The sequence below is a fragment of the Sphingobium sp. DN12 genome, assembly GCF_051058005.1.
GTDB lineage: Bacteria > Pseudomonadota > Alphaproteobacteria > Sphingomonadales > Sphingomonadaceae > Sphingobium > Sphingobium yanoikuyae.
The window spans coordinates 3548205-3574002 of sequence record NZ_CP173717.1 but is presented as its reverse complement, the minus strand read 5'-3'; the positions used below and the strand labels follow the sequence as shown (position 1 = coordinate 3574002).

Genomic DNA, 25798 nt, shown 5'->3' with positions numbered 1-25798 from the left:
TTTCGGCGTCCGGCGAGGAAAAATTAGGAAGCAATAAACCGGTTTCAAGAGGCATTTTTAGCTAGCGCTGGCGTGCGTTCTTCATCCGCTCAGGGCGCCGATGGTCAAGACTAAAGCTGCGCTTGTCCCTGGAGCTGCTACAGGGCTTATGGAGCGTCCGTACTGGGTGTCCGGCGTCAGCACCCATGGCACAGATTATGGGTTGAGATTTAAGGAGGGTTTGGGCTTCGTCGTAGTGACGAAGGAACGCAGATGAAGCCCAAACCCTCCTTGCGAAAATCGCCGACGAAGGCCTCTGCCGAAGCCGTGGTGAAGGATATTCGCCGACAGACGCGGCGGCATTTCTCGGCCGAAGACAAGATCCGCATCGTGCTCGACGGATTGCGCGGCGAGGACAGCATCGCCGAACTGTGCCGGCGTGAAGGCATTGCCCAGAGCCTCTACTACACCTGGTCGAAGGAGTTCATGGAAGCCGGCAAGCGCCGTCTTGCCGGTGACACCGCCCGCAGTGCGACAACGGGCGAGGTTCAGGACCTGCGCCGCGAAGCCCGTGCCCTCAAGGAATGCGTGGCCGATCTGACGCTGGAAAACCGTCTGCTCAAAAAAAGCATGATCGCGGATGGGGGCGACGACGAATGAGGTACCCTGCCGCAGAAAAGCTGGAGATCATCAGGATCGTCGAGCAGTCGCACCTGCCCGCCAAGCACACGCTGGATAAGCTCGGCATTCCCCGCCGGACGTTCTACCGCTGGTATGATCGCTTCCTCGAAGGCGGCCCCGAATCGCTGGAGGATCGCCCCTGTGCGCCAGGCCGGGTGTGGAACCGCATTTCCGAGGATGTCCGCGAGCAGATCGTCGAGATGGCGCTTGATGCGACCGAACTCTCCCCCCGCGAACTGGCCGTGCGCTTCACCGACGAGAAGCGCTACTTCGTGTCGGAGGCCACGGTTTACCGCCTGTTGAAGGCGCACGACCTGATCACCAGTCCGGCCTATACCGTGATCAAGGCCGCCGACCAGTTCCACACGAAGACCACCCGGCCGAACGAGATGTGGCAGACAGACTTCACCTACTTCAAGATCATCGGGTGGGGCTGGATGTACCTTTCGACCGTGCTCGACGACTATTCGCGCTACATCATCGCCTGGAAGCTGTGCACCAACATGCGCGCCGAGGACGTCACCGACACGCTCGACCTCGCTCTCAAGGCCTCGGGTTGCGATAGTGCCACGGTGCTGCACAAGCCCCGGCTGTTATCGGACAACGGCCCCGGCTACATCGCGGGCGAACTCGCCGAGTACATCGAGGCCCAGCAGATGAGCCACGTTCGCGGAGCCCCGTTGCATCCGCAAACTCAGGGCAAGATTGAGCGCTGGCACCAGACCTTGAAGAACCGCATCCTGCTGGAGAATTACTTCCTGCCCGGCGACCTCGAGGCCCAGATCGAGGCGTTCGTGGAGCACTACAATCACCAGCGCTACCACGAGAGCCTGAGCAACGTGACCCCGGCAGACGCCTACTTCGGCAGGGCTCCCGCCATCATCAGGCGCCGCGAAACCATCAAGCGAAAGACCATCGAACATCGCCGCTTGCTTCACCGCAAGCTCGCCGCCTAACATCAAGCCCCAGACGAGGCCCGCTCTCCGCTAATCCACGATCCCATCTGTGCCAAATGTTTCGACGACGGACACGTACTGGGAACCATATACGTCGTAGGAACGGAGCAATGTCGAGAGAAGCCCCGTCTGCGTTGACGTCGCCGCTCGCGAGGAGAAGTTCCTTGTCAGTCAACATTGGTCAAGTGCATGAGCAACTCGCCGGGTGACCACGTGTAATCGACGTTACCGGCACTTGGCGCCCCCATATGCATATCCCAGGCCCAAACTCAAATTCCGGCCAATTGGTCAGCTTCTGCGAAGCGATCTTGAAAGCCGTCGAGTCTGGCCGATGAGTGAGCTTTAGTTTATGAGGCGATCCCCGCAAGGGATAAGCCATCACGATGGGCAATCCCCAGCTATCGTCAATGTCCAGTCCTTACCGCTGGATAGTCTATGCAAAAGCCGCCCTCGGCACGAAGCCGTAGCCCTATTAAAGGGCAGAAGGCGGCCTACGGCAAAGCGCCAGTCTTGATAAGTCAGCGTCTAGCCCATTTCTCCAGCCGGGCCTGATACTTTTTGCGCGCTCTGTCGCGGGCGGTCTCCAGCTTCGTCATACGCTTATCGCCTTCCGCCTGCAAAGCGCGGCGCTCCGCGTCGAGAGCACGCCGCCTTGCTTCGATGTCTGCCAGGCTCTGCTTGAGATTAGCAGCCGCTTGTTCGAGCGCTATTTGGGCTGCATCGAGTTTTGCGCGGCTGGGGCGCGGAACCTTCTTCCTTGGCGTCGGCGCGATGGGCGGCGCGTCGGCTTTCGCCACATTCTCCGTAGATATTCGTCTGCTTTTCGGGCGACTGCGATGTGGTGGCGACTTTGGCTCGGCAGCCTCGAAATGGTCAGCCGCACTGCCCCGGCTGACCTTAATTACGACTCCGGGCTTCGCGAGCGGCTCACCCATCAGCTTGGGGTCGGTGACCTTTTCTGCAATCCCGCGCGCAAAGAGGTCGGCGTCGGATCCCCACGCGGCCAGTGCAGCTTTCTGACTTGGCGCCGCTACATAGGCGTCGTGGAAGCCGGCGGGCGTACGGAAGACTTTGAGTTTCGCCATAGAGGGGAAACAGCTGTCCTGGCGCCCCCGTTCCGATCCTGGCCTTTGATGCAGATTATCGGTGCAACCCGTCTAACCCATCCGTCAACCGCCCATCGCCTCGTGATGATCCATAGTTGCTTGCTTGAACGACTGGTGACCAGATTAGCGCGTAGACTCATTACGCGTTGCACCAGAGGCGAACGCATATGAGTTTGATGGCGGCGAGGAAGTTGTCGGGATCCTTGTCGTAGCGGGTGGCGATGCCGCGGAACTGCTTGATGCGGTTGAAGAAGCGCTCGACAAGATTGCGCTGCTTGTAGAGCCATGGCGAGAAGGCGAAGCGCTGCTTGCGGTTGGATCGATTGGGAATATTGGCCCAGACGTTCCTGGCCGCAGCGGCTTCACGGATGGCGTTGCTGTCATACCCTTTGTCGCCCAGCAGGATTGCGCCCTCGGGAATGGCTTCGATCAGCGCCTCCGCCTCGCAGGCATCGTGAATCTGCCCGCCTGTCAGTCTCAGGCTGACAGGACGCCCGACAGCATCGACAAGAGCGTGGAGTTTGCTGGTGAGGCCGCCCCGGGAACGTCCCATGCCACGATCGCAGCTTCCCCCTTTTTGCCCGTCGCACCATTTTGGTGGACGCGCATGCAGGTGGAATCGATCATCACCAGTTCGCCATTATATCCGGCGGAAACCTCAGCCAGAAGCCGGTCCCACACCCCGGCTTTGCGCCAGCGCACGAACCGGTTGTAGCAGGTCGTCGATGGGCCATAGCGCTCGGGAATTTCCGCCCATGTCGCACCGGACCGGAAACGCCACATGATCCCGTTCAGCACTCGCCGGTCATCAACCCGCGCCACGCCACGCGGCTTGTTGGGCAACAACGGCTCGATGATGGCCCATTCCCGATCTGTCAGTTCATACCGCCGCCGTGCCATCAAGTCCTCCAAATCTGGAGGCTCCTGAATCACGCAAACGGTCAACCCTCAAGCCATTTTATGAGTTTACGGCCTAATTCCGTCGATCCATGAAAGAGGCCGCTTGAAAGCAGGACGGTCGCCCTCTTTCATCGCGCCTCCGTCGAGACTGACATCAGCAATTGTCCCAAAAGCGTGAGAAATCATGTCAGAGATTGATTTGGTTAAGCGTGATTTTTGCGGCGGGAATCGAAACTTCAAATGCGTCGGGAGGATTTTAGAGCGGAGAATAAGTCGAGGAGCAGATATGGCCGACGTGCAAAATGCCGCTTCTTACCCCACTTCCGTGGCTTCGGGGGGAACGAGCGATTTGAAGGCCCGGCTCATTGCCGCCGCCGAATTTCTCAAAAGCCCGAACACGGTCGGCTCTTCATTTCCAGCATCGCACTGGCTGATCGACCGAATGCTGCACGGCGTTGATTGGTCTCAGGTAACGACGATGCTCGAATATGGGCCAGGTACCGGCGCGTTCACTAGCGCCATTCTCGCTCACCTCCGACCGCATGCCAGGCTGATTGCCATCGACACCAGCCCGTCATTCACCGACCATTTGGCCTCGGCAATTCCGGACAGGCGTTTGCACGTCATCACTGGATCGGCCACAGATGCTCAGCAGTATATGGCGGATCTCGGCCTTTCGCAGGCCGATTGCATAATTTCGGGCTTACCATTTTCGACACTTGAGCCTGCAATCGCAACGCAGATCATTGATCGCAGCGTGCAGCTCTTGTCCCCTGATGGGCTCTTCATGGCTTATCAAATGCGGAAGGCTGTACGCCCACTTCTCGAGCAGCGATTTTCGTCAGTGCACGCCGCATATGAATGGCGCAACATTCCACCATGCTATCTGTTCTGGGCGTCGAAACCTAATAAATGATGGTTTAAAGAGCGACGGATCTTCCGGTCTGAGGCGTGGCGTGCCTCACGGTCGCTGATTATAGGAGGGGCCGGTATGCTCAGTCGCAACATTGTTGCCAACGGCTTGATCCTGCTCGAGCTCTTCTCCGTGCCACAGGTTTCTGCCGACAAATATGATGATGAAAATGGCGATGATAGTGCCGACAACAAAAGCACCGGCTTTCCCGAGCCGGTGTGCAGAAGGCTTTTCGTTGGGCGACATCACTTAATGCCTTCAAGAAGGATTTCGCCTTCATTCTCGCCGTCCCAATAATGGGCGCGTTCGCCAATCACCTGGATCAGAACCAGACCGGGAGTTTGAATGCCCTGCGGCCACCACCGTTCGAGCCCCTTCGTCCAATGGGCTTCAAACTGAGTCCGGTCTCTGATCAAGGCGGCTCGCCCTTCGACCGCGACGAAAAAAGGACGGTGGCCCAGCAGACCGGATTTGCCCTGATAGCTAAGATTGACAGCTGAATCGGCTTCCATGTCCGAAACCATGGAGGCGGTTTCGTCTGTGAAGAACCACGCCGTGCCGTCATAATCGACTTCGCGATTATTGCTCATCGGACGCGAACCAATGGCACCGCCTTTGGCATGAGTTGCAAGCATCGCGAAATCGATGTCCTTTATCTTCCGGGACAGGTCCACGAGCGACAATGACATGACTCTCTCCTTCCCTCCCTCAACGCATGACGCGGCTTGTCGGGCCAATGCGTTGGAAAAGACTATCGATCCGCAAGTCTATAAGCCTGAGATGGCATTTCTCCGGCAGCTTGCTGTTGGGGGGTAGACGATCTGCGACCTCCCCGAACCATTTCCTCGATCCAGGTGAGCAGCAACTGGTTGTATGCGCGCCGGCAGCCCTCGTTCCGCAACGAATGATCGGCTCCTTTGAGGATACGGTAGCTCAAGGAATTACTGTTGTGAAACGCCGACATATAGGAGCTGATTGTCTCATGCGGGACATAGTCATCATGTTCTGACTCCACGATGAGCACATCGCCTGCAAATCGCTCGCATGCTGCCAGCGCCTTGTCCTCTCGCCCCGTCCGAAAGCGTGCCCGATAGGCATTGATGAGGTCGCGATCCAGCATCGCCTTGGGGACATCCCAATGTTCGTCCGGATAGAGAGCGGGCACACGTAAGGCCAGCCAGTTGACCGGACGGACTGCGGTGAGAAGGGTGGCAAGATAGCCGCCATAACTTGTACCCACGACTGCAATCGCAGATGGGTCGACCTGGTCCTGGCCGACAAGATAGTCGTAAGCGGCTACGACATCGGCAAGACCATGGGATCGTGTCACTCTGTTGCGTTCTTCGGCGTGCCGGGCATGGCCTCGCAGATCAAAGGTGAAGCAGATACAGCCCAGCTGCGCGATCTCTTCGGCGCGCACCATGTCCTGATCGCGCGAACCGCCCCAGCCGTGAATGAAGAGTATGCCAGGAACAAGCTTGTCCGGAGACAGGATTGTCGCCTCAAGACTTTCCCCTTCGACATCGAAGCATATCTGGCTGCCTGTCATTCCAGCTCCATTGCATATTTTGTCATCGGTCCCGCGACCGCATCGATACCGCTATAATAGACGATGCTACCGATCGGTGCGGCGTCGATCTCACCATAAATCTCCATCGTGGCGCATGTAACCGCCGACAATTCGGGATCACGCGCAAAGGCTTTGAAAGCCGCTATTTCGGCGCCACTCGCGCCGCCCGCCCGCCAACTTTGTTCAAGGACGCCAATGCGTATTTCCCCGGAAGAATTAATCCCGGCAGCGACATCATAGTTGCGGCGAGAGGCAATCAGATCCGGGTAGAATTTCGAGACGATCGCATCATATGCGATCGCCTTTTTGATGCCCTGCTTCAGATCGTCTGCAAGATCGAGTCCGGCCAGTCGTTCAAAGCCACCCCTCACAACATGCAGGGTCGAGCCGCCATAGACGGTGGCTCCGTCATTGTTGGTGGCGAGACGCTGCGTGCCCCAATAGGAGATCAAGTCTCCAAAAAGGCATGTCATGCCGACGCTGTAGGTGATGACATTGTCGAGATTCTCTTCAATCACGACGCCATGACGGGCAACAGCCTCCGTATCAAGTTGGGCTATCGCTTCTTCCAGTTTCCGAGGCGAGGTAACGACAAATTGTCCGAGCCCTGCCGTCGCTTCAACTTCCTTCAGGCGGATTGCACCCTGTTTAAGCAAGTCGAGGCCGGCGGCGCGCACAGCATCTACACTGAAAGCTGACCAGCCGGAGAGAACATGAGGCGCGAGCGCAGCGCCCAGTTCCGAGTGCCATCCCACGGGCACTGCATCACTGCTTTGGAAAAGCGGATGAGTGATGACCTTGCTTCCCACGAAGGCATGGGGAACCACACCGCCGTAAATCTGGCTCTCATCGCTTATGCCCAGTTGCCGCGCCATGGCTAGGTCGATCGTGCTTGCCGGAATGAAGAGCGTCTTCTGCGCACTATCATCTAACGCCGAAAATCCTGGCGGGTCATGTTCGACGAATGTCGCTTCGCCAAGGCGGGCAATCCTTCGGGCAAGTTCGGCTCTGGCGACCCTGTCATGCTCGTTGTTCATCGCGCCGGACTGGGCGGGACAGATCTTCACGAAACGGGTCTGATGCGAACTGGCCATTAAACCTCTCAGATCCTTGAGGCTCTGCCGCTAGGCCGTTTTCAAACAACCAGGTGACACAGCTTATTATCCATATGCCTGGCGTGGCGACTCGGCGGGCCTTGCCCTAAATAGCGTTGACTGGCAGCATGAGCGGAAGATGGTGCATGCAATCGCTTTTGGGATGCCTAGCCAGTTCACCTCGTTCACACCCATGGAGCGCCCCTCCAACGTCCCGATCCTGGGGCGACCTCATTCGGACGGCTCGAAGCGCGGCAGGGACGGTTTTAGCTCGCGCTCGAAAAATTCGATGAAGCCCGCCTGATCGTCTCCAGGGCACGTCAGCACAATATGATCGAAGCCAGCGTCCACATACTGTGAGATCAACTGAATATGGGTCTGAACGTCCGGACCGGCTGACACCTTCGCTGCCAGATCTTCAGGTCGGACATACTGGCTAGCAGCCTCAAAGCCCTTGACCGAGGGAATCTCGCTGTTGACCGACCAATCGAAGGCAGAGAAGCGAAATCTGTCGCGTGTGATCTCCAACCCTCTTTCAGCGCTGGATGCATATGCGATGACGGCCTCCGCATAGCAGGCCCCACGATTGCCGGCCCTGGCTTCATAGCCTTTTACCAGATCGCTTTCCGGCGCGGTTGTCATGATCCCGTCACCTTTTTCCGCGGCAAGAGCGACAGACGCTGGACCGCTAACGCCAACGATGACAGGAATCGGTTTGGTCGGAAGATCGTAGAGCTGGGCATGGTCGATAAGGAAATGCTTCCCTTTCCAGCTATGGACGCCGCCCTCCCAGAGAAGGCGAAGAATTTCGACCGCTTCGCCGAGCATGTCGTGCCTCTCCGGCACTGAGGGCCACCGCACCCCTGTAACATGTTCATTCAGTCGTTCACCCGCTCCCACCGCCAGGGTGAAGCGATTGTCACTCATGATAGCGACAGTGGCGGCGGCCTGCGCAACGATGACAGGATGATAGCGCAGGATCGGGCAGGTGAGGCCGGTCGCGATGCCGATCCGATCGGTCGCATGGGCGATGGCCCCTAGGACGCTCCAGGCAAAGGGGGCATGCCCCTGGGATTCGAGCCAAGGATGGAAATGATCTGAGATAGAGACGAAGTCAAACCCCGCATTCTCTGCACGGATCGCGTTTTCCACGAGCGCTTTTGGCCCATGCTCCTCCGTCATCAGCTTATATCCGAACTTCGGCATGGTCTTTTCCTCGATATGTTCGGGATGTTGGCGAAAAACGTCGGATGCGAGCTCTCTTTCGGCACTGGAGCGCTCGAGTTCGGCCGCGCGCCCTTCGCAGTGCCGGCTCAGGTGGGGATCAGATTGACAGCTGTCGGTTTGGCCGCCGGCAAGCCTGCGGCCTTGGCCTGAACAACTAGCTCTTCCTTGCGTGCAAGCATCTGATCCCGCAGGACAATCAGGTCGACATCGGTCGCGCGACATTGCGCGAACATGCCTTCTCCACGCATTTCCTCTTCGTGGACATGGTGCTTAATCTCCTCAGACAACACCTTGACCTTGGCCTCGTAGAATTTGTCGTCCCAAGAGCCAGCCTCGATGTCGTTGATCAGCACCTTGGCGCCGTCATGCTCGACATAGGCTTCCTCTAGCGTATCGGCCTCGATCTTGCCCTCGAACGCGGGATAGAAAATCTCTTCCTCTATCAGCGTATGGATCTTGAGTTCGGTGCAGATCTGGTGGGCGATGTCGCCCTTTTTCTTGCCAGTCGCAGCTTTCTCGAACTGCTCGAAAAGCTCTTCAACCTTGCGATGATCGGCCTTTAGGAGGGCGATGGCATCGGAATATTCGGCCTTGGCCATGTGGGATCTCCTTAGTGGTTCTATCCGCTAAGGAAGCCGTAAATTGCCGAAGGGTTCCGAGCGCCAATTTCACCTAATCCACCTCAATAATCTGGATCAGGCGGAACACATTTTTTCGCATGGTCTGCGGCGTGTGCATTGACGATCGCTCAAAAGCGACTTCATCGCATTTCGCGCACAGAGATGCTCATTGTGACCTTTCCAGGTGGTCGCTGAACCTGCCTCGCTGCCCTGTCCATCGCGCAACGCCTGGCACGCAGCTTTACGGAGCCGCTTATTGGTCATTCTGAGCATAGAGTCCTGGCACAGCGTTTCTTGCGTCTCGCGACGGCATTTCGATGCCTCTTCGCACATCATTTGAGCCAAACCCGCACTGCTCTAAGATCATGCATCCAAGTCAAATTTGCCTTTCGATCGCCTACCAAAATAAGGGACAGAAAAAATCTTAGCTAATCGTCGGAACATGACCGATAATTTTCTAGTCGTGATCGCATATCCAAATATACTGGTACATCATCATGACTTATGCGCTTGCAGCGCTTGCAAGTTTTGGCGACCGCAATCGCTGCGTGCCAAGCAAACGATACAATTCCCCCAATCAGTATCTGCGATTTAATAGGAGGGCGACTTCCATCGCTGAAAGTCGCCCTCTTTAGCCTCACTCATCAGAATAGATTGATAAGGCCTGGGCCATCACTCCTAGCGCCAGTCAGGCGATATGCTTTCGTCATCCCCGTCACGTGACGGAGCCGCCTGCTCGCCTGCAGAAGCTTGAGAAAATTTACGCCTTACGCCGGCTTCTGTCGAACGCAGCTGATCAAGGCGATCAGACCAATATTGCATCATCTGCACGCGTTCGCCCCAATGCTCGCCGCGCACATAGGCACGCCGGACATCATTGCCTTCGATGTGGCCCAGCTGTCGTTCAATGGCATCCGGATGCCATTTGCCGCATTCGTTGAGCAAGGTCGCCGCCATAGCTCGGAAGCCATGCGCCGTCATTTCGTCCTGCTTGAAGCCCATCCGGCGAAGCGCTGCATTCAGCGTATTGTCGGATATCGCGCGTTTGTCGGATCGCGGGCTGGGAAACAGGAGCTGACCGCCCCCGGTCATACCCTCCAGCTTCTCCAACAGGCCAAGAACCTGACGGGAGAGCGGGACCTTATGAAGACGACGCATCTTCGTCCGGCTCGCCGGGATGAGCCAGATACAACTGTCCGGATCAAACTCCTCCCATTGCGCCAGCCGTAGCTCGCCTGGTCGAACGAACAGGTGGGCCGACAGCTGAAGGGCGATTCGGACCGCCCCATCGCCGTCATAGCCGTCGATGGCACGAAGCAGCGGACCCACCTTGGCCGGATCCGTGATAGCCGGCCTGTGCTTGACCTTAGGCGTCAGCAACGCCCCACGCAATTCGCTCGCCGGATCCTTGTTCGCCCTGCCGGTGGCAATGGCGTAGCGAAAGATGGTGCTCAGTGTCCCTCGAAGCCGAATCGCGGTTTCGTGATGCCCTCGCGCTTCGATCTTGCGCAGGATCTCCAGCACCTCCGGCGTCGAGATATCCCGCACCAGCTGGTTTCCGAGCGCGGGCCGTGCGTATTCGAGGATCCAGATATTCTTGCTGACCGTCTTCTCGGCTCGACCCCGAGCCTTCAAACGCGCGACATACTCGTCGGCAAGCTGATCGAACGTCCCGGTTTCAAGCAGCCGCGCCTGAGCGGCATCAGCCTTCCGTCGGCTCGACGGGTCTTCGCCTGACGCAAGAATGCGGCGCAGCTCTTCCCGCCGTTCTCGCGCCAGTGCGAGCGAGACATCGGGATACACCCCGACCGACAGCGTCTTCTGCTTCTTGAGGAAGGTGTAATAGAAACGCCAGTAGCGCGCCCCATTGGGCATCACCATCAGATACAGGCCCCGGCCGTCCGATAATTTATATGGACGGTGGATGGGCTTCGCGTTGCTCACGGCCATGGCGCTCAGCATGGGGTATCTCCTTCAGGGTACCCGCGAGAATAGCTACCAACTTTGGCCAGAAAAGGTTGCGAGATGCAACTGGACGCCCTGAGAGCAAAAGGCTCAAAAGGTCGCAGAAATCCGCCATTTCCGAGAGGCGGCTTGGGCATTTCCGAGATGTTCTGAGGGGAACAAATGGTGCCCGGGGACGGATTCGAACCGCCGACACTGCGATTTTCAATCGCATGCTCTACCAACTGAGCTACCCGGGCATCGGGTCTCGGCGGAGGTGGCCGCCGGATGGAGGCGTGCCTATAGGCGTCAATCCGGCTCGCTGTCCAGCCCATAATTATCATTTTTTTGCAGGGCTTCGTCGCCCGGCATGCCGGGCACGCGATAGCCCTCGCCCAGCCATTGCAGCAGGTCGCGATCGCGGCATCCCTTGCCGCAGAAGGGGCGGGTTTCCGGCTGTGCCGGCTGGCCGCAGACCGGGCAGGCGCCGGCCTTAGGCGACATGACCGGCCGCCAGCGACAGCGCGGAATCGGCGCGCAGCGTGACCTCGCCACCGCGACGGCGGGCGAGCTGTTCGATCCAGTCGGCACGCTTGTGCAGCAGGTCGATGATCGCCGGCGTGGCGGTGATCGTCGCCGCGCCGCCGGTGCCATGCCGTTCGGCACGGCGCAGCAGCGCCAGCGCGGCGGTCAGCACCGGATCCTCGCGCAGCAGTTCCATCAGATTGGCGCGCTCGCGGCGGCGGATGATCTGGACGAAGCCGAAGCCGTTGACCGCCGTCCGCTCGAACGGCAGCGGCAGATATTTGTCGATCTGCGCAGCCGCGACGATGCGCTCATCCTTGTTGTTCATGGTCGGCAGGTCGATGCCGATCGAGCCGGCCAGCCCCATGCGACGGATCGCCTGGGCAGAAAGCTTCGCGCCCTTGGGGCCGAGCTGGGCCGGCGGCAGGCTGCCGTCGATGTCGATCAGGATCATGGCAGGGGTCAGGAAGATGCGCAGCGCCGCATCCTCGGCGCCGACTTCGCCGGTTACCGCTTCCTCCATCAGCTCGCTCCAGCCAAGGGCTTCGAGCCGGTCCTCCTCATGGGCGGGACAGGGACGGATGGCGACATCGGTGGCGCGCAGCCGCTGCAGCAGGCTGGGGCCAGGATGGACCTTGGAACCGGGCTGGGCGATGCGGCCCTTGGCGCGCTTGCCCCGGCCTTCCTCGGCAATCGCCTCGCGGAAAATCTCGACTAGCACATTGGCGCCCTCGGCCACCTTGGGCGGGATCGGCTCGATCAGCACTTCCTCACCCGAGATCAGGCGCACGACGCCCCGCTTGCGCGGAATGATGGTCTGGACCAGACGGCCCTGAAGGATGGCCCCGGCGCGGGCAATCTCGCCTTCGCGCTCGATCAGCGCCTCGACGATGCGCCCTTTTTCGATCAGTGCGGCACGGGCCTCGCCAATGCCTTCTTCATAAAGCCATTCGGCCATCGTTCAGTTACCTACTTGTCGTGATTTCCGAGCCGCGAAATGTACCATTTCACTCGAAATCCCGACGGTCCAGTGGATAGCCCGCTGCCTCAAGCAGCGTGCGGGTTTCGTAAAGCGGCAGGCCCATGATCGCGCTATGGCTACCCTGGATGCTGCGGATGAGGCCCGCGGCACGGCCCTGAATGGCGTAGCCGCCCGCCTTGCCCAGCCCTTCGCCGCTGGCAATATAGCGGTCGATCTCGCTGCGCTCCAGCCGCTTGAACATGACGATGCTGGTCGACAGGCGATGCCGTGCCACGCCCGCAGCGTCGATCAGGGTGATGGCGCTGTAGACGCGATGCCGGCGCCCCGACAGCAGGTCGAGACAGGCACGGACCTCCGCCTCGCTTTCCGCCTTGGGCAGGATGCGGCGGCCGGCGGCCACCACGGTATCGCCCGACAGGATCAGCGCGCCGGGATGACGGGCGGCGACCAGCGCGCCCTTTTCGGCGGCGACACGCGCAGCATAGGCGGCCGGCAATTCGGCCTTGCGCGGCGTTTCGTCAATGTCCGCAGGATCGACGGCATCAGGAAGCACGCCAATCTGCCCCAGAAGGTCACGCCGTCTGGGGGAAGCCGAAGCTAGAATGAGTCGCATCGAAAATGCGGCTTATTTGAAGCGGTAGGTGATCCGACCCTTGGTCAGGTCGTAGGGGGTCAGTTCGACCAGCACTTCGTCACCGACCAGCACACGGATGCGGTTCTTGCGCATCTTGCCAGCGGTGTGGCCGAGAATTTCATGATCATTCTCAAGGCGCACGCGGAACATGGCGTTGGGGAGAAGCTCCACAACCTGTCCGCGCATTTCAAGCAGTTCTTCTTTGGCCATAATATCCCAGAATCGAAAAATCGCGCCGCCATAGCGCCAAAACGTGGAAAATGGAAGTCAGGACGCAGAACCGAAATAATCACCGGCTGCGACGAGGGCCGCGAAGACGGCATCGAGCTGCTGCGCATCGATGCAATAGGGCGGCATCAGGTAGATGGTGTTGCCAAGCGGCCTTAGCAAGAGGCCGCGTTCCAGGAAGAAGGCACGCAGGCGCGGCGCGAGGTCAGAGAGGTAGCCGGCATCGGCCGCTACCAGGTCGATCGCCATGATCGTGCCGATCTGGCGCGGGTTGGCAAAGGCGGCGTGATCGGCCAGCAAGGCCAGCCGATCGGCGATGCCCTGCGTCAGCGCAGCAATCCGTCCGCGCACATCCTCTTCAGCCCAGATGGCGAGATTTTCGGCGGCAGCAGCGCAGGCGATCGCGTTCGCGGTGTAACTGGACGAATGGTAGAAGAGCCGCGCCCGGTCGGTCGAGCGATGCGCCTCGAAGATGCGCGAGGTCGCCAGCGTCGCGGCGAGCGGGATGGCGCCGCCGGTAATCCCCTTGGCCACGGCCATGATGTCGGGCACGACGCCGGCCTGTTCGCAGGCGAACAGGGTGCCGGTGCGGCCCCAGCCAGTCATCACCTCGTCGGCGATGAACAGGACATCGTGGCGCGCGCAGATATCGGCCATCGCCCGCAGCACATGGGGCGGATAGATCAGCATCCCCCCGGCTCCCAGGATCAGCGGCTCGACGATGAAGGCTGCCGGCTTCTGCGCACAAGCCGCCTCCAGTGCGGCAAGCGTCTCCTGCTCGCGACCGGTATGCGGGAAGGGTATGGTGCCGACATCGAACAGCAAGGGCGTCCAGGCGGCATTATAGACACCGCGCTCGCCGATCGACATCGCCCCGATCGTATCGCCATGATAGCTATGTTCCAGCACCAGGATGCGGCTGCGCGCCTCACCCAGCCCGTCGAGCGCGCGATTATGCCAATAGCCGAGCGCCATCTTGAGCGCGACTTCCACCGCGGTCGACCCGCTGTCGGAAAAGAAGACATGGGCCAGGGGGTCGCGTCCCGGCGCCTGTGGCATGAGATCGACAAGGCCGCGCGCCACTGCCTCGGCCGGTTCATGGGTATAGCCCGCGAAGATCAACTGATCGAGCTGCCCGGCCTGATGCGCGATGGCAGCGGCGATGCGCGGATGGCAATGGCCATGGGTCGTCACCCACCAGCTGGAAATGCCATCAACCAGGCTGCTACCATCGGCCAGATGGAGAGTCGTGCCCTCCGCCCGGACGACATGGGGAATGGGCTCATTGAGGCCATGCTGGGTGAAGGGGTGCCAGACAGGAGAGGTCATCGGCGTCCCCTACGCCCGATCGGCGGCCAAGGCTATGGCTTGTCCTTGCGATCCACCGGGGAGATGCTGGGCAGCACGGCCGCCGTTGGCACCACGACCGTGGGCACCGCGACATGGATGTCGACCCGGCGATTCTTCGCCCGGCCTTCCGGATCGTCGCTGCCATCCTCCTTCGCATTGGCGGCCACTGGTCGGGTTTCGCCCAGCGCGATCAGGCTGATGCGATCCTTGGCAATGCCCTTTTCGACCAGATAGGCCTCGACCGCCTCGGCCCGGATGCGCGATGCCACGCGATTGTCACCGTCATTGCCCTTGCTGTCGCTATGACCGCGCAACGTGATCGCACCGCCGGTCTTGATTGCCGGGGTTTCGACCAGCGTATCGAGCGCCGCACGCGCCGCGTCGTCCAGCTTCAGCCCGGACGTGCCGAAAGCGATGGTGGCGTCGAGCGGTTCGATCTTCGGCGCTTCGGGTTCGGCCACTTCGGGGCGCAGGATCGAACGGACCGGCTCGGCGACATTATCCGCCTCGTTCGCGGCCATATCATTGCCGGACGCATTGGCTGCGTTGGCTACGTTATCAACAGCATTGCCTGCGGGCCGATCACAGGCCGCCAGCATGACGCACAGGGCCAGCGCGGGGGCGAGCCTCCTCATTCCTCCTCTCCTTCCGGTTTCTTGCGGGTCTTTGATGCGGGCGGCACATAAGACAGGATCGTGTCGCCCGGCTGTGGCGTCGGTCGCGACGCATGGGTGAAGAAGCGCATCGTGCCGTTCCTGCGGAGCAGCAGCAGCATGTCAGCATCGGCCGGCAAGTCGGCCTTGGCCGCCTCGAAATCGAACTGGTCGCTGATCCGCGTCTTGCGGAAGGTCCAGCCGGCATCCTCGCGGATCATGATTTCCTCGACGCCGAGGCCGGAGTCGAACAACGCGCGGCCACGCAGCGATTCCGGCAGCGCGCGCGGATCATGATCGTCGCTGGCGTCGCCCAGCTGATAGACATTGTCGCGGCCCACTTCGGGCGCGAACTCGTTGCAGACGAGCGCGTTATAGGCCTCATTTTCCGACGTGGCGGCGAGCACCTGGAACTGGGCGAGGTCCAGCCGCTCCTCGGTCGCCTCCGCCAATATCTCGCCATGATAGGTCGGGATGCCGCCATGGCGGGCGGGGGCCAGCCGCTGCCAGCTATTGTCGGCAATCATCACCGGCACCTCCAGCTGGCGCAACTGGGCGGCAAGGCTGAGGCTGAAGGGCGTGGCGCCGACCAGCAGCAGGCCCTTGTCCTGCGCGCCCGTGACCTTGAGCAGCCGGGCGACCGGCTTGATCGAGAAGCCATGGAACAGGATGGTCGCGACCACGATCGAGAAGGACAGGGTGACGAGGATCGCGCCGTCGCCATAGCCCAGCCGATCGAGCCGCAGCGCGAACAGGCCGGAAATGGCGACTGCGACGATACCACGCGGCGCAATCCAGGCGACCAGCAGTCGCTCGTTCCAGGGCACCGGCGAGAAAGCGAGGCTGAGCAGCACCGTCGCGGGACGGACGACGAACAGCAGCACCAGCAGATAGGCCAGGAAGCGCCATTCGAACTGGCGCAGCACATCAAGGTCGAGCGAGGCCGACAGGATCACGAACACGCCCGATATCAGCAGGACGGTGACATTTTCCTTGAACGGCTGGATGTCGCGCAGGGAATCGAACTTCATGTTGGCAAGCGCCACGCCCATCACCGTCACGGTGACGAGGCCGGTTTCCGCCTGGATGAGGTTGGAGAGAACGAAGACGCCGATCACCGCGACCAGCAGGATCGGCGCTTTCAGATATTCCGGCACATGGCCGCGCTGGAACGCCCAGCCGATCGCGCGGGCGGCAAGCCAGCCGATGAGGCCGGCGATGATCGCGGCCGCGACCAGCGACAGGATGACGGCCGCCAGCGTGCTGCCCTCGCTCGACCGGCGCAGATATTCATAGGTGGCAAGGCCGAGCAGCGCGCCGACCGGATCGTTGACGATCGCTTCCCATTTGAGGATGGCGCGCGGCCGGGCGGCGACGTTGGATTGGCGCAGCAGCGGCAGCACCACGGTCGGCCCGGTCACCACAAGAATGCCCGCGAACAGGATCGCCACCGGCCAGACGAGGCCCGCGACATAATAAAGGGCAAGCGCGCCCAACACCCATCCGATCGGCGCACCCAGCACCACCAGCCGGGTGACGGCGCCGTCGGTCTTGCGCAATTCGCGGAAATTGAGGCTGAGCCCGCCCTCGAACAGGATCAGGGCGACCGCCACCGACACCATGGGTTCGAGCAGTTCGCCAAAAGTGAGTTTGGGATCGATAAGGCCGGTCACCGGGCCACCGATGACGCCAGCGGCGAGCATCAGGGCGATGGCGGGCCAGCCGGTGCGCCAGGCAATCCATTGGGCGCCGATGCCCAATATGCCGATCAGCGCGATTACAAGGGCCTGTTCATGCATGGCCGGGACCATAGACAGGCGAAGCCGCCATGGTCACCCCCTTTATTTTCAACGATCTGGGGAACCGGATCGCAGAGCGGGAATGGCGGGCAAGGGAAAACCCGCCATTCCCGTGGCAAATATGCTTATTGCTGCGGCGGGGTTGCCGGATCAGCCGGGGTCGCCGGGCTGGCGGGCGCGGCTGGTGCCGGCGTGCCAGCGGCAGCCTGAATCCGCTGCTGCAGGGCCGGGTCGGCGGCCGCAGCCTGGCCGATGGCGTTGAACTTTTCGGGCGGAATGCCCTTCGACTGCAGCGCAGCCAGCATCTTGGGCTGCTTTTCCGCGGCGGCAATCGCATTGTCCGACTGAATCTTGGTCACTTCGACGGCGGCGGCGGCAAACTGCTTGATGTCGGCATCGCTGAAGTTGCTGGCGCCGGCGGCGGGGGCCGATGCTGCGGGGGCGGCAGGCGTCTGCGCCGACACGGAATAGGCTGCCAGCAGCGCGACGGACGCGACACCGGTCTTGATGATGTTCGAAAGGTTGAGACCCGTCATGTGCTTCTCCTTGGCTTTGCTACCGCCCAAAGCTGTGGACAAAGCAGGCCGGGGAAAAGTCCCGACAGGATGAAGCGTGGCATTAGAAAGATGGCGGAAAAGTTCCCGTCAGCCCGCCGCGAAGGGGAAACGATCGGTCGCGGGCCTCATTTCCATGCCGCAACGAAAAAGGGCCGCCCGATGAGCGGCCCTTCCCGATTCTGCTTACCAGATCTTCACCCGATCCTTGGGATCGAGATAGATCTTGCCGCCCGGTGCGGGCTTGAACGCATCATACCAGGCGTCGAAATTGCGCACGATGTCGGCGCGATATTGCGACGGCGCGTGCGGATCGGTGACCAGGCGCTGGCGCAGATTGGCCTCGCGATAATTGCGACGCCACACCTGTGCCCAGCCCAGGAAGAAGCGCTGGTCGCCGGTCATGCCGTCGATCACCGGCGCGGCCTTGCCGCCCAGCGAGGCATGATAGGCGTCGAGCGCGACGGCCAGGCCGCCCAGATCGCCGATATTCTCGCCCATGGTGAAGGCGCCCTTCACATGCGCGCCGGCGAAGGGCTCATAGGCGTCATATTGAGCGCCGAGCTTGGCGGTCAGCGCCTTGAAATTGGCGACGTCCTGATCGGTCCACCACTGGTTGAGCTTGCCGGTCTCGTCATATTTCGCGCCCTGGTCGTCGAAATGATGGCTGAGTTCATGCCCGATCACCGCACCGATGCCGCCATAATTGACTGCCGGGTCGGCATTGGGGTCAAAGAAGGGCGGCTGCAGGATGGCGGCGGGGAAGACGATCTCGACCATGCCGAAATTGGCATAGGCGTTGATCTCCATCGGGGTCATGCCCCATTCCCAGCGATAGATGGGCTTGCCCAGCTTGCCGATATTATAATCGAAATCGAACTGGTTCGCGCGCATCGCATTGCCGAACAGGTCGCCCGATTTGATGGTCAGGCCGCTATAGTCGCGCCAGCGATCAGGATAGCCGATCTTGGGCGTGAAGGCAGCCAGCTTCTTGTGGGCGCGGGCCTTGGCCTCGTCGCTCATCCACGGCAGGCCGTCGATGCGGCGGCCCATGGCCGACAGGACATTCTTGCCCAGCTGGTCCATCGCCGCCTTGGTTTCGGGCGGGAAATATTTGGCGACATAGACCTTGCCGACTTCCTCACCGAGCGATTCCTTGAGGAAGGTGACGCCGCGCTTCCAGCGTTCCTCGCGCTCGGGCGTGCCCGACAGGGTGGTGCCGAAAAAGGCGAAATCGGCGCTGGCGATGTTGTCGGGCAGATAGTCGGCATAGCTGTGGACGCTGCGCAGCAGCAGGCTGTCCTTCAGCACGCCGATCGGCGCCTTGGCGATCAGCGCGGCTTCGCCGGTAACGGCGGAGGGCTGGGCGACCAGCAGGTCGGTGGGCTTGAGGCCGACGGCGCCGAAATAGGCGGCGAAGTCGAAACCGGGCGCAGCCTTCTGCAGCGCGGCGAGGCTCATCTTGTTATAGGTCTTGTCCGCGTCGCGGCTGTCGACCTGGGTCCAGTGGACCTTGGCGATCTCGGTCTCGAACGCCATCAGCGCGGCAGCGCGGGCCTTGGCATTGGGTTCGCCCAGCAGGGTGAGCATCTGTTCGAGATGGGCGACATAGGCGGTGCGGATCGCCGCCATCTTCTCGCCCTGGTCGAGATAATAGTCGCGGTCGGGCAGGCCCAGGCCACCCTGCATCATCGAGAGGATGTAGGTTTCGGGATCCTTGTCGTCCTGACCGACATAGAAGCGGAACGGGCCGCGCACGCCCGCGCGCGCCGCCTTGCCGGACAGGGCGGCATAGGCCTTGAGATCCTTGACCGCGCCGATTTCGGCCAGCCAGGGCTTGATCGGGGCAAGGCCCTTCGCCTCAACCGCGGCCGAATCCAGATAGGTCGCATAGGCGACGCCGATCTTGCTGTTCGGATCGGTCTTGGCGCCGTCCAATATCTCGCGGGTGCGCTTCTGCGACAGTTCATCCAGAACAGTGAAGGCGCCATAGTTGGACTTGTCCGCCGGGATCGGCGTGTTCTTCAGCCAGGTGCCGTTGGCATATTCATAGAAATCGTCGCCGGGCTTGACCGAGCTGTCCATGCCGGCCGTGTCGAAACCATAGGTGCCATAGGTCGGCTTGGCGGCCGGGGCAGCGGCGGTCGTGGTGGCGGGCTGGTCGGCATAGGCCACGGTCGCGGCGAGCGCGAGGCCGGTGGCGGCAGCGCCCATCAGGAGGAACTTCATGAAGGCTATTCCCTTGCTTCGTCTGGATCGGACGTCATTCGCTCTGTCCGTTCTGGCGGGCAGTTCAACGCCCGTCAAAGCGGCATGTCCATGTCGTTGGTCGAAAATTATCGGCCGTTGAAATTATCGGGAAGGTGAATGTGCGCCCTGAAGGCCGCCGCCAGACTGTCCCGGTCGAGCGGATCGAGCAGCGGCAGGCGCCCCAGACTGGGCACGCCGGCGATGTGCGGGATGATCCGCTCATTCTCCTCATGCGCATCCCCGATGAAGGCGATGCCGACGACATGGACACCGCGCGCGCGCAATGCCTCTATGCTGAGTAGACTGTGGTTGATCGTGCCAAGGCCGGTGCGGGCGCACAGGATCGCGGGCTGGCCCCAATAGGCGAACAGGTCCGCCATCAGCAGGCTTGCGCTGACCGGCACCAGCACGCCGCCCGCGCCTTCGACCACCAGCGGTCCATCGACCCTGGGCAGGGCCAGGCGATCGAGCGAGATGTCGACGCCGTCGATCCGCGCGGCAAGATGCGGCGAGGCGGGCGTGGCAAGGCGATAGGCTTCGGGCAGGATGCGTTCGGGCGGCAGGCCGGACAGGGTGGCAACCCGTTCCTTGTCCCCCTGCGGATCGACGCCCGCCTGGATCGGCTTCCAATAATAGGCGCCGAGCGTCGCGGCGAGGCCGGCGGCGAAGACGGTCTTGCCGATGTCGGTATCGGTGCCGGTGACGATCAGCGCGGTCATCGGGCGACCCGGCGCAGCACGTCGCCCAGCGCAATCACGTCGGCGCGCCCGACATTGAGCGAGAGCGAGATGCGGAGGCGGCTGGTGCCGGCGGGCACGGTCGGCGGGCGGATGCCGCGCACGTCGAAGCCGGCCTCCTGCAAGGCGGCGGCGGCGGCCATGGTCCGCGCGTCCTCGCCCAGGATCAGCGGGATGATCTGGCTGCGCGGACGGGGCAGGCCGAGCGGCGCGCAGATCGCCTCGACCGCATCCTGGCGCAATGTGGCCAGCCGGTCGCGGCGATTGTCGGCGGTCTCGATCCGGTCGATCGCGGCGGAAGCAGCGACCGCCATCAGCGGCGAAGGCGCGGTCGAGAAGATGAAGGGCCGGGCGCGGTTGATGAGATAGTCGATATGGATGCGCGGGCCGCAGATCAGCGCGCCCTCCACGCCCATCGCCTTGCCACAGGTGTGGAGGGTGATGACATTGTGCAGCCCATCGAGGCCGGCCGACAGGCCACGCCCGCCGGGACCGAAGACGCCGGTGCCATGCGCTTCGTCCAGCAACAGCATCGCATCATGGGTGGCGGCCAGCTTGGCGAGATCGCCGAGCGGCGCCATGTCGCCGTCCATCGAATAGAGTGTCTCGACCGCAATCCAGATCCGGCCCTTGCCCCCTTCGGCGCGGAAGGCGGTGATGAGGTCGGCGAAGCTTTGCAGGTCATTGTGACGGGCGAAGACCGCGGTCGCCTTCGACAGGCGGATGCCGTCATGGACGCTGGCATGGATCAGCTCGTCCGCGACGATCAGGTCACCGCGCTGCGGCAGGGTCGCGAACAGCGCCATGTTGGCGAGAAAGCCGTTGGCCAGGAACAGCGACGCCTGGGTGCGGAAAAATTCCGCAGCCTTGGCCTCCAGCCCTTCATGTTCGGGGGCATTGCCGCGCAGCAGGCGCGAGCCGCCCGAGCCGACCGGCACGCCGCGCGCGACCGCGTCCGCCACGGCCTGGCCGATCATCGGATCGGACGCGAGGCCAAGATAGTCGTTGGAGGCAAAATCACGCCCGGCGCGGGGGATCAGGTGGCGCAGGCGCCCCCGCGATTCAAGCGCGGCGAGTTGCGTGCGGAAGGGTTCGCTGCTCATGGCCGCGGGCTATAGGCCCGCGCCCCGAGCCCGGCAAGCAAGCGCTTAACTTCGCACATTTCCCGCACATTTTGTCATCTTCATTCAAATGTGGGAAATTTCGTTACAAAGCTGTTCGATCGCCGAGGCCGGGCAATATAGGGTGATGACATGCTGTAGGACAGCATAAGCGCCATATCGGCAAAGGGCAGCGTGCCCTGTGCCCTGTGCCCTGTTGCTCGGTTGCGTCCGCGATGCGCGGTCGATAGCCTCGGCATCCTTCCTTCCCGACGAGTGTTCCCGTGTCGATGCCTTCTGTTGCCTGCCGTCTTGCCGTTTTCCTGTTCGCCCTGTTACCCGGTCTGGCCAACGCCCAACCCGCCAATCGGCCGACCCCCGGCTACACGCGGGTGGCGATCGATACGTCGGTCGGTACGATCATCGTGGCGGTCGACCAGCGTCGCGCTCCCCTGACCAGCGCCAATTTCCTGGCCTATGCCGACGACCAGCGGCTCGACGGCACGGTCTTCTACCGGGCGGCGCGGCGCAAGAGCGATCCCAAATATGGCCTGATCCAGGGTGGGATCGATACCGACCTGCGCCGGGCCTTGCCGCCGGTCCGGCATGAGCCGACCAGCCAGACCGGGCTCAGGCATCTCGACGCGACATTGTCGATGGCCCGGCCCGACCGGCCCAATTCGGCATCGGGCAATTTCTTCATCACGGTGGGACCGACGCCGAGGATGGACGCGCAGGGCAGTTCGATCGGCTATGCCGCCTTTGGCCATGTGGTGGCCGGCATGGACGTGGTGCGTCGCATCCTGGCGGTGCCGACCTGTTGCGGCACCGGGCCGATGCGCGGGCAGATGATCGTCAAGCCGATCACCATCCGGCATGTGCGAAGGCTGGACGGCAAGGCGCGGCCGACCGGCAAGGTGAAGCCCTGGCTGATCCCGCGCGCCAAGCCGCGGCCGAAGCAGTGAGGGATCAGGCGATCGCCGCTTGACCGCGCATCCAGTCGCGTCCGGCATTGCGCGGCGGCCGGGCGGTGAAGCGCTTCCAGGCCTGTTCGTGGAAGAAGAAGGCGACCGCATTGACCATGGGTTCGACGAGCGCGATGCCACCGGCCAGTGCGACCGATCCGGTCATCAGATAGGCGACGGTGAAGCCCACGGTCAGGTGGATCGACAAATAGGTGGCGGTCTTGATGAGATCGAGCGACATGGCGGAACCCCTTTGAAAGCTGTTGGCCGATAATTAAGAATTATTCGCAATAATCGCCAATGGCTTTTCCCGCTGGCTCTGATCGTTACGGGCGATCAATATGGCGCAGGGAGGATCTTCATGACGGGACGGATCAGGGTCGGCATCGGCGGATGGGTCTATGAACCCTGGCGCGGCAGCTTCTATCCCGCCGGCATGCGCCAGAAGGATGAACTGGCCTATGTCGGCGTGCAACTGACCGCGACGGAGATCAACGCCACCTATTATAGCAGCCAGAAGCCGGCGACCTTTGCCGGCTGGGCGCAGGCGGTGCCCGACGGCTTCCAGTTTGCGGTCAAGGCGTCGCGATTCTGCACCAATCGCCGCGTGCTGGCGGAGGCGGGCGAGTCGATCCAGAAATTCACCCATCAGGGGATCGTCGAACTGGGCGACCGGCTGGGGCCGATCCTGTGGCAGTTCATGCCGACCAAGAGATTCGATCCCGATGATTTCGGCGCCTTCCTGCAATTGTTGCCGGCGAGCGTCGATGGCGTGGCGCTGCGCCATGCGCTGGAGGTGCGGCACGAAAGCTTCGATGATCCGGCCTTTCTGGCGCTGGCGCGCGACGCGGGGGCGGCGGTGGTGCTGGCCGACCATGACGACTATCCGGCAATCACCGGCCATGATGTCGGCTTTTCCTACAGACGGCTGATGCGCAGTCGGGAGGGCGAGGAGACCGGCTATACCGCGACGGACATCGCCGGCTGGGCCGATCGCGCAAAGGCGCAGGCGGCGCAGGGCGACGCCTATCTCTTCTACATCGGCGGCGCCAAGGTTCGGAACCCGGCAGCGGCGCGTGCGACCATCATGGCTCTGGAGCAACAGCTGTGACATAATTGCGTTTGATGCAATTGGCATGTCAGGCTTTGCGATTGTTACAATGATGTGAAATCATCATATGGCGTTCCATCCCGATCCGGGATGTCGTTCCAATGATGGAGTCCAATATGCGTCAGGCCTTTCAGGCGACTGCGCTGGTGGTTGCGGTCAGCGTCCAGATGCTGACCTTCTACTCGGTGCTGTACGCTTAAGCGCAGATCGCGCTCATCCTTGTCCCGCCAATGCGGGGCATAAAAAGGCCGCCCAGGGCATATGCCGGGGCGGCGCTTTTGTATCCGGAAACCCTGCCTTCCGGTGGCGGCGAGGGATCAACCCTCGGCCAGCCAGCCGGCGAGCAGATAGGCCACGACGCCGATCGGGCCCAGGGCGCACAGGGTCAGCAGCGCCAGGGCAACGCGGATCAGCGTGACATCCAGCCCGGTGCGGTTGGCGATGCCGGCGCACACGCCCATGATCTTCGCGTTGCGGCGGTCGAGGGTGAAGCTGTTGTTCATGGATCTGGCCTTCAATAATATCTGTGATGGGAAAGGGGGCGGTTGCCCGATCAGGCGATCGGGGCAACCGGAACCGCCGCGCCGACGAACAGGCTGGCGAAGATGACAGCGCCGACAAAGGCAAGGGCGACGCTCTGGAACTTGGCGATGGACATGATACTCACTCCCTGGATATTTCCTGGCCGGACCGTCCGGCCTTGATGTCAGACGATATTGCAGGCGGCGTGCCAGTTTCGATTTTTGGCGGAAATCCGTGGGTTTTCCTCAACTGCCGATTTTTTCGTCATGCGAAAAAATCCGATGATTGGGAAAATTTGCCGTCAATCGGTGAAAGTTGCAGGTGGGCAATGAATAGGCCGTTGCTTTTCGTTTACGGCACGCTGCGACCGGGCTTTGACGGGCCGATGGCGCACTGGCTGGCCGATCGCGCAGAGTGGATCGGGCCGGGCTGGATCGGCGGGAAGCTCTATCAGGTGGCGGATTATCCCGGTTTCGTGCCGGGGGAGGCGGGGCGCGTGCATGGCGACCTGTTCGCGCTGCCCGAAGCGGAGGCGCTGCTGGCGCGGCTCGACGCCTATGAGGAATGCACGCCCGACGATCCACTGCCCCATGAATATCGCCGCGAACACTGCATCGTGGAAACGGCGGATGGGCCTGTCACGGCCTGGGTCTATCTGTACGCCCTGTCCGTTACCGGACATCGGGTGATCGCCAGCGGCGATTATCTGGCGGCGCGCTGATCCGCTGGAATGGATGGCTCTGGCCTCTGGACGGGCAGGGCTAGCTTGCGCCTGCCCGCCCCGGCTGACGATCAGAAATGATAGGCGAGGCCGACCAGGGTCTGGTGCCGGTCGAACTTGCCGCCGTCGCCAAGGTCACTATATCGATATTCGATACGCGCGGTGACCTTATCGGCGACGAAACGCTCGACGCCAGCACCCACGCCCCAGCCGTCGAAGCTATCATGGCCCGAAAGGGTGCCATTGGCGTCGCTCAACGCGATACGGGCGCGCATATTCTCGTAGCTGCCCCGGACATAGAGCAGGGTGTTGCCGCCGACGACATAGCCGGCGCGCGCGCCGATATCGAAGCTGTAATTGGGATCGATCAGCGCTCCGCCGACGCGGGATGCGTCATCGGCCGCGATGTCGAAACCGGCCTCCACGCCGACCACGATCCTGTCGGTAAGCTGATGATCATAACCGGCAAATCCGCCACCGAAGAAGGCATCGCGCGATTCATGCAGGTCGAGACGGCCGACATCGCTGTTGGCGCTGCCGATGCTGTCGCGGTTCCAGCCGGCCTGAACGCCGACATAGGGGCCCTGGAAGCTTTCGGCATGGGCGGTGCCGCAGGCGAGGGCAAGGCCGATAGCTGCCGCGGTGCCGATCATGTTTCTCATCATGTCTATCCCTTT

At 61.8% G+C, this 25798-nt stretch carries 27 protein-coding genes, 1 tRNA gene and 1 pseudogene; 5 read left to right on the top strand and 24 right to left on the bottom strand.

The window, feature by feature from the left end; genetic code table 11:
• Positions 1-252 precede the first annotated feature (252 nt).
• Positions 253-1616 (top strand): IS3 family transposase gene (locus ACI6S0_RS16870; RefSeq protein WP_139278864.1). Its coding sequence is split into 2 segments (ribosomal slippage): positions 253-600 and positions 603-1616, totalling 1362 coding nucleotides; the frame shifts between segments, so codons are not numbered across the junction.
• Between the two features lie 518 nt (positions 1617-2134).
• Here the strand turns inward: ACI6S0_RS16870 and ACI6S0_RS16865 are convergent.
• Positions 2135-2701 carry a hypothetical protein gene (locus tag ACI6S0_RS16865; RefSeq protein WP_122928373.1) on the bottom strand — a complete coding sequence of 189 codons (567 nt, stop codon included), beginning with the start codon at positions 2699-2701 and terminating at the stop codon, positions 2135-2137.
• Positions 2702-2861: 160 nt separating this feature from the next.
• Positions 2862-3622 (bottom strand): annotated as a pseudogene (locus ACI6S0_RS16860) (IS5 family transposase).
• Positions 3623-3908: 286 nt separating this feature from the next.
• On the opposite strand from ACI6S0_RS16860, the gene ACI6S0_RS16855 reads away from it, so the two are divergent.
• The gene (locus ACI6S0_RS16855) at positions 3909-4538 is read left to right on the top strand and encodes a class I SAM-dependent methyltransferase (protein WP_240626741.1); all 630 of its coding nucleotides are present in this window, start codon (positions 3909-3911) and stop codon (positions 4536-4538) included.
• A gap of 45 nt (positions 4539-4583) precedes the next feature.
• On the opposite strand, the gene ACI6S0_RS16850 is transcribed toward ACI6S0_RS16855, so the two are convergent.
• The 19 genes from ACI6S0_RS16850 to ACI6S0_RS16760 all read right to left on the bottom strand — a co-directional run bounded on the left by ACI6S0_RS16850 (position 4584) and on the right by ACI6S0_RS16760 (position 21805).
• Complete coding sequence (locus tag ACI6S0_RS16850) at positions 4584-4781, bottom strand: hypothetical protein (protein ID WP_004208783.1); 198 nt, start codon at positions 4779-4781, stop codon at positions 4584-4586.
• Positions 4781-5224 carry a pyridoxamine 5'-phosphate oxidase family protein gene (locus ACI6S0_RS16845; protein ID WP_122928371.1) on the bottom strand — a complete coding sequence of 148 codons (444 nt, stop codon included), beginning with the start codon at positions 5222-5224 and terminating at the stop codon, positions 4781-4783. The genes ACI6S0_RS16850 and ACI6S0_RS16845 overlap by 1 nt, the downstream gene beginning before the upstream one ends.
• Before the next feature lie 62 nt (positions 5225-5286).
• A complete protein-coding gene (locus ACI6S0_RS16840) occupies positions 5287-6084 on the bottom strand; it encodes an alpha/beta hydrolase family protein (RefSeq protein WP_048939675.1) in 798 nt (265 codons plus the stop codon).
• Positions 6081-7199, bottom strand: coding sequence for a DUF3182 family protein (locus ACI6S0_RS16835; RefSeq protein ID WP_048939677.1), 1119 nt, complete (start codon positions 7197-7199; stop codon positions 6081-6083). The genes ACI6S0_RS16840 and ACI6S0_RS16835 overlap by 4 nt, the downstream gene beginning before the upstream one ends.
• 231 nt (positions 7200-7430) lie before the next feature.
• Positions 7431-8405 carry a TIGR03557 family F420-dependent LLM class oxidoreductase gene (locus tag ACI6S0_RS16830; protein ID WP_048939425.1) on the bottom strand — a complete coding sequence of 325 codons (975 nt, stop codon included), beginning with the start codon at positions 8403-8405 and terminating at the stop codon, positions 7431-7433.
• Positions 8406-8512: 107 nt separating this feature from the next.
• Positions 8513-9025 (bottom strand): hemerythrin domain-containing protein, encoded by a 513-nt coding sequence (locus ACI6S0_RS16825; protein ID WP_004208777.1) that lies wholly within the window; start codon positions 9023-9025, stop codon positions 8513-8515.
• A gap of 699 nt (positions 9026-9724) precedes the next feature.
• Entirely contained in the window at positions 9725-11008 is a 1284-nt protein-coding gene (locus tag ACI6S0_RS16820) for a tyrosine-type recombinase/integrase (protein WP_048939424.1), read from the bottom strand.
• 166 nt (positions 11009-11174) lie between these two features.
• Positions 11175-11250 (bottom strand) — tRNA-Phe (locus ACI6S0_RS16815).
• A 49-nt stretch (positions 11251-11299) separates the two neighbouring features.
• A complete protein-coding gene (locus ACI6S0_RS16810) occupies positions 11300-11494 on the bottom strand; it encodes a DNA gyrase inhibitor YacG (protein WP_037521277.1) in 195 nt (64 codons plus the stop codon).
• Positions 11484-12473 (bottom strand): ribonuclease, encoded by a 990-nt coding sequence (locus ACI6S0_RS16805; RefSeq protein WP_434403712.1) that lies wholly within the window; start codon positions 12471-12473, stop codon positions 11484-11486. The genes ACI6S0_RS16810 and ACI6S0_RS16805 overlap by 11 nt, the downstream gene beginning before the upstream one ends.
• A 49-nt stretch (positions 12474-12522) precedes the next feature.
• The gene (locus tag ACI6S0_RS16800; protein WP_434403711.1) at positions 12523-13110 is read right to left on the bottom strand and encodes a Maf family protein; all 588 of its coding nucleotides are present in this window, start codon (positions 13108-13110) and stop codon (positions 12523-12525) included.
• Between the two features lie 12 nt (positions 13111-13122).
• Positions 13123-13341, bottom strand: coding sequence for a translation initiation factor IF-1 (gene infA, locus ACI6S0_RS16795; RefSeq protein WP_003049127.1), 219 nt, complete (start codon positions 13339-13341; stop codon positions 13123-13125).
• A gap of 57 nt (positions 13342-13398) precedes the next feature.
• Positions 13399-14688 carry an adenosylmethionine--8-amino-7-oxononanoate transaminase gene (locus tag ACI6S0_RS16790; protein WP_434403710.1) on the bottom strand — a complete coding sequence of 430 codons (1290 nt, stop codon included), beginning with the start codon at positions 14686-14688 and terminating at the stop codon, positions 13399-13401.
• Between the two features lie 32 nt (positions 14689-14720).
• Positions 14721-15344, bottom strand: a complete 624-nt coding sequence (locus tag ACI6S0_RS16785; RefSeq protein ID WP_434403709.1) for an OmpA family protein — start codon at positions 15342-15344, stop codon at positions 14721-14723.
• On the bottom strand, positions 15341-17173 hold the full coding sequence (locus tag ACI6S0_RS16780; RefSeq protein WP_434403708.1) for a cation:proton antiporter: 1833 nt from the start codon (positions 17171-17173) through the stop codon (positions 15341-15343). The genes ACI6S0_RS16785 and ACI6S0_RS16780 overlap by 4 nt, the downstream gene beginning before the upstream one ends.
• 113 nt (positions 17174-17286) lie before the next feature.
• Positions 17287-17697: a DUF4168 domain-containing protein gene (locus ACI6S0_RS16775; protein WP_004208769.1), complete on the bottom strand. Its 411-nt coding sequence runs from the start codon at positions 17695-17697 to the stop codon at positions 17287-17289.
• A gap of 204 nt (positions 17698-17901) precedes the next feature.
• Entirely contained in the window at positions 17902-19944 is a 2043-nt protein-coding gene (locus tag ACI6S0_RS16770; RefSeq protein ID WP_434403707.1) for a M13 family metallopeptidase, read from the bottom strand.
• 107 nt (positions 19945-20051) lie between these two features.
• A complete protein-coding gene (bioD, locus tag ACI6S0_RS16765) occupies positions 20052-20684 on the bottom strand; it encodes a dethiobiotin synthase (protein WP_434403706.1) in 633 nt (210 codons plus the stop codon).
• The gene (locus tag ACI6S0_RS16760; protein ID WP_017499660.1) at positions 20681-21805 is read right to left on the bottom strand and encodes an 8-amino-7-oxononanoate synthase; all 1125 of its coding nucleotides are present in this window, start codon (positions 21803-21805) and stop codon (positions 20681-20683) included. The genes bioD and ACI6S0_RS16760 overlap by 4 nt, the downstream gene beginning before the upstream one ends.
• A 287-nt stretch (positions 21806-22092) precedes the next feature.
• On the opposite strand from ACI6S0_RS16760, the gene ACI6S0_RS16755 reads away from it, so the two are divergent.
• A complete protein-coding gene (locus ACI6S0_RS16755) occupies positions 22093-22767 on the top strand; it encodes a peptidylprolyl isomerase (RefSeq protein WP_434405958.1) in 675 nt (224 codons plus the stop codon).
• Between the two features lie 4 nt (positions 22768-22771).
• Here ACI6S0_RS16755 and ACI6S0_RS16750 read toward each other — a convergent pair whose 3' ends face one another.
• Positions 22772-23008 (bottom strand): DUF2061 domain-containing protein, encoded by a 237-nt coding sequence (locus ACI6S0_RS16750; RefSeq protein WP_017499658.1) that lies wholly within the window; start codon positions 23006-23008, stop codon positions 22772-22774.
• Positions 23009-23128: 120 nt separating this feature from the next.
• On the opposite strand from ACI6S0_RS16750, the gene ACI6S0_RS16745 reads away from it, so the two are divergent.
• Entirely contained in the window at positions 23129-23878 is a 750-nt protein-coding gene (locus ACI6S0_RS16745) for a DUF72 domain-containing protein (protein ID WP_434403705.1), read from the top strand.
• A 317-nt stretch (positions 23879-24195) separates the two neighbouring features.
• Here the strand turns inward: ACI6S0_RS16745 and ACI6S0_RS16740 are convergent, their stop codons facing one another.
• On the bottom strand, positions 24196-24381 hold the full coding sequence (locus ACI6S0_RS16740; RefSeq protein WP_434403704.1) for a PspC domain-containing protein: 186 nt from the start codon (positions 24379-24381) through the stop codon (positions 24196-24198).
• Positions 24382-24728: 347 nt separating this feature from the next.
• Here ACI6S0_RS16740 and ACI6S0_RS16735 point away from each other — a divergent pair, with 347 nt between their 5' ends.
• Positions 24729-25121, top strand: a complete 393-nt coding sequence (locus ACI6S0_RS16735) for a gamma-glutamylcyclotransferase family protein (RefSeq protein ID WP_434403702.1) — start codon at positions 24729-24731, stop codon at positions 25119-25121.
• A gap of 71 nt (positions 25122-25192) precedes the next feature.
• Here ACI6S0_RS16735 and ACI6S0_RS16730 read toward each other — a convergent pair whose 3' ends face one another.
• The gene (locus ACI6S0_RS16730) at positions 25193-25786 is read right to left on the bottom strand and encodes an outer membrane protein (protein WP_434403701.1); all 594 of its coding nucleotides are present in this window, start codon (positions 25784-25786) and stop codon (positions 25193-25195) included.
• Between the last annotated feature and the right edge of the window lie 12 nt (positions 25787-25798).

Bases quoted from the DNA above. Each gene is read 5' to 3' on its own strand.
- ACI6S0_RS16865 (WP_122928373.1), bottom strand. From the start codon at position 2,701: ATGGCGAAACTCAAAGTCTTCCGTACGCCCGCCGGCTTCCACGACGCC.
- ACI6S0_RS16855 (WP_240626741.1), top strand. From the start codon at position 3,909: ATGGCCGACGTGCAAAATGCCGCTTCTTACCCCACTTCCGTGGCTTCG.
- ACI6S0_RS16850 (WP_004208783.1), bottom strand. From the start codon at position 4,781: ATGTCGCCCAACGAAAAGCCTTCTGCACACCGGCTCGGGAAAGCCGGT.
- ACI6S0_RS16845 (WP_122928371.1), bottom strand. From the start codon at position 5,224: ATGTCATTGTCGCTCGTGGACCTGTCCCGGAAGATAAAGGACATCGAT.
- ACI6S0_RS16840 (WP_048939675.1), bottom strand. From the start codon at position 6,084: ATGACAGGCAGCCAGATATGCTTCGATGTCGAAGGGGAAAGTCTTGAG.
- ACI6S0_RS16835 (WP_048939677.1), bottom strand. From the start codon at position 7,199: ATGGCCAGTTCGCATCAGACCCGTTTCGTGAAGATCTGTCCCGCCCAG.
- ACI6S0_RS16830 (WP_048939425.1), bottom strand. From the start codon at position 8,405: ATGCCGAAGTTCGGATATAAGCTGATGACGGAGGAGCATGGGCCAAAA.
- ACI6S0_RS16825 (WP_004208777.1), bottom strand. From the start codon at position 9,025: ATGGCCAAGGCCGAATATTCCGATGCCATCGCCCTCCTAAAGGCCGAT.
- ACI6S0_RS16820 (WP_048939424.1), bottom strand. From the start codon at position 11,008: ATGCTGAGCGCCATGGCCGTGAGCAACGCGAAGCCCATCCACCGTCCA.
- ACI6S0_RS16810 (WP_037521277.1), bottom strand. From the start codon at position 11,494: ATGTCGCCTAAGGCCGGCGCCTGCCCGGTCTGCGGCCAGCCGGCACAG.
- ACI6S0_RS16805 (WP_434403712.1), bottom strand. From the start codon at position 12,473: ATGGCCGAATGGCTTTATGAAGAAGGCATTGGCGAGGCCCGTGCCGCA.
- ACI6S0_RS16800 (WP_434403711.1), bottom strand. From the start codon at position 13,110: ATGCGACTCATTCTAGCTTCGGCTTCCCCCAGACGGCGTGACCTTCTG.
- infA (WP_003049127.1), bottom strand. From the start codon at position 13,341: ATGGCCAAAGAAGAACTGCTTGAAATGCGCGGACAGGTTGTGGAGCTT.
- ACI6S0_RS16790 (WP_434403710.1), bottom strand. From the start codon at position 14,688: ATGACCTCTCCTGTCTGGCACCCCTTCACCCAGCATGGCCTCAATGAG.
- ACI6S0_RS16785 (WP_434403709.1), bottom strand. From the start codon at position 15,344: ATGAGGAGGCTCGCCCCCGCGCTGGCCCTGTGCGTCATGCTGGCGGCC.
- ACI6S0_RS16780 (WP_434403708.1), bottom strand. From the start codon at position 17,173: ATGGTCCCGGCCATGCATGAACAGGCCCTTGTAATCGCGCTGATCGGC.
- ACI6S0_RS16775 (WP_004208769.1), bottom strand. From the start codon at position 17,697: ATGACGGGTCTCAACCTTTCGAACATCATCAAGACCGGTGTCGCGTCC.
- ACI6S0_RS16770 (WP_434403707.1), bottom strand. From the start codon at position 19,944: ATGAAGTTCCTCCTGATGGGCGCTGCCGCCACCGGCCTCGCGCTCGCC.
- bioD (WP_434403706.1), bottom strand. From the start codon at position 20,684: ATGACCGCGCTGATCGTCACCGGCACCGATACCGACATCGGCAAGACC.
- ACI6S0_RS16760 (WP_017499660.1), bottom strand. From the start codon at position 21,805: ATGAGCAGCGAACCCTTCCGCACGCAACTCGCCGCGCTTGAATCGCGG.
- ACI6S0_RS16755 (WP_434405958.1), top strand. From the start codon at position 22,093: ATGCCTTCTGTTGCCTGCCGTCTTGCCGTTTTCCTGTTCGCCCTGTTA.
- ACI6S0_RS16750 (WP_017499658.1), bottom strand. From the start codon at position 23,008: ATGTCGCTCGATCTCATCAAGACCGCCACCTATTTGTCGATCCACCTG.
- ACI6S0_RS16745 (WP_434403705.1), top strand. From the start codon at position 23,129: ATGACGGGACGGATCAGGGTCGGCATCGGCGGATGGGTCTATGAACCC.
- ACI6S0_RS16740 (WP_434403704.1), bottom strand. From the start codon at position 24,381: ATGAACAACAGCTTCACCCTCGACCGCCGCAACGCGAAGATCATGGGC.
- ACI6S0_RS16735 (WP_434403702.1), top strand. From the start codon at position 24,729: ATGAATAGGCCGTTGCTTTTCGTTTACGGCACGCTGCGACCGGGCTTT.
- ACI6S0_RS16730 (WP_434403701.1), bottom strand. From the start codon at position 25,786: ATGATGAGAAACATGATCGGCACCGCGGCAGCTATCGGCCTTGCCCTC.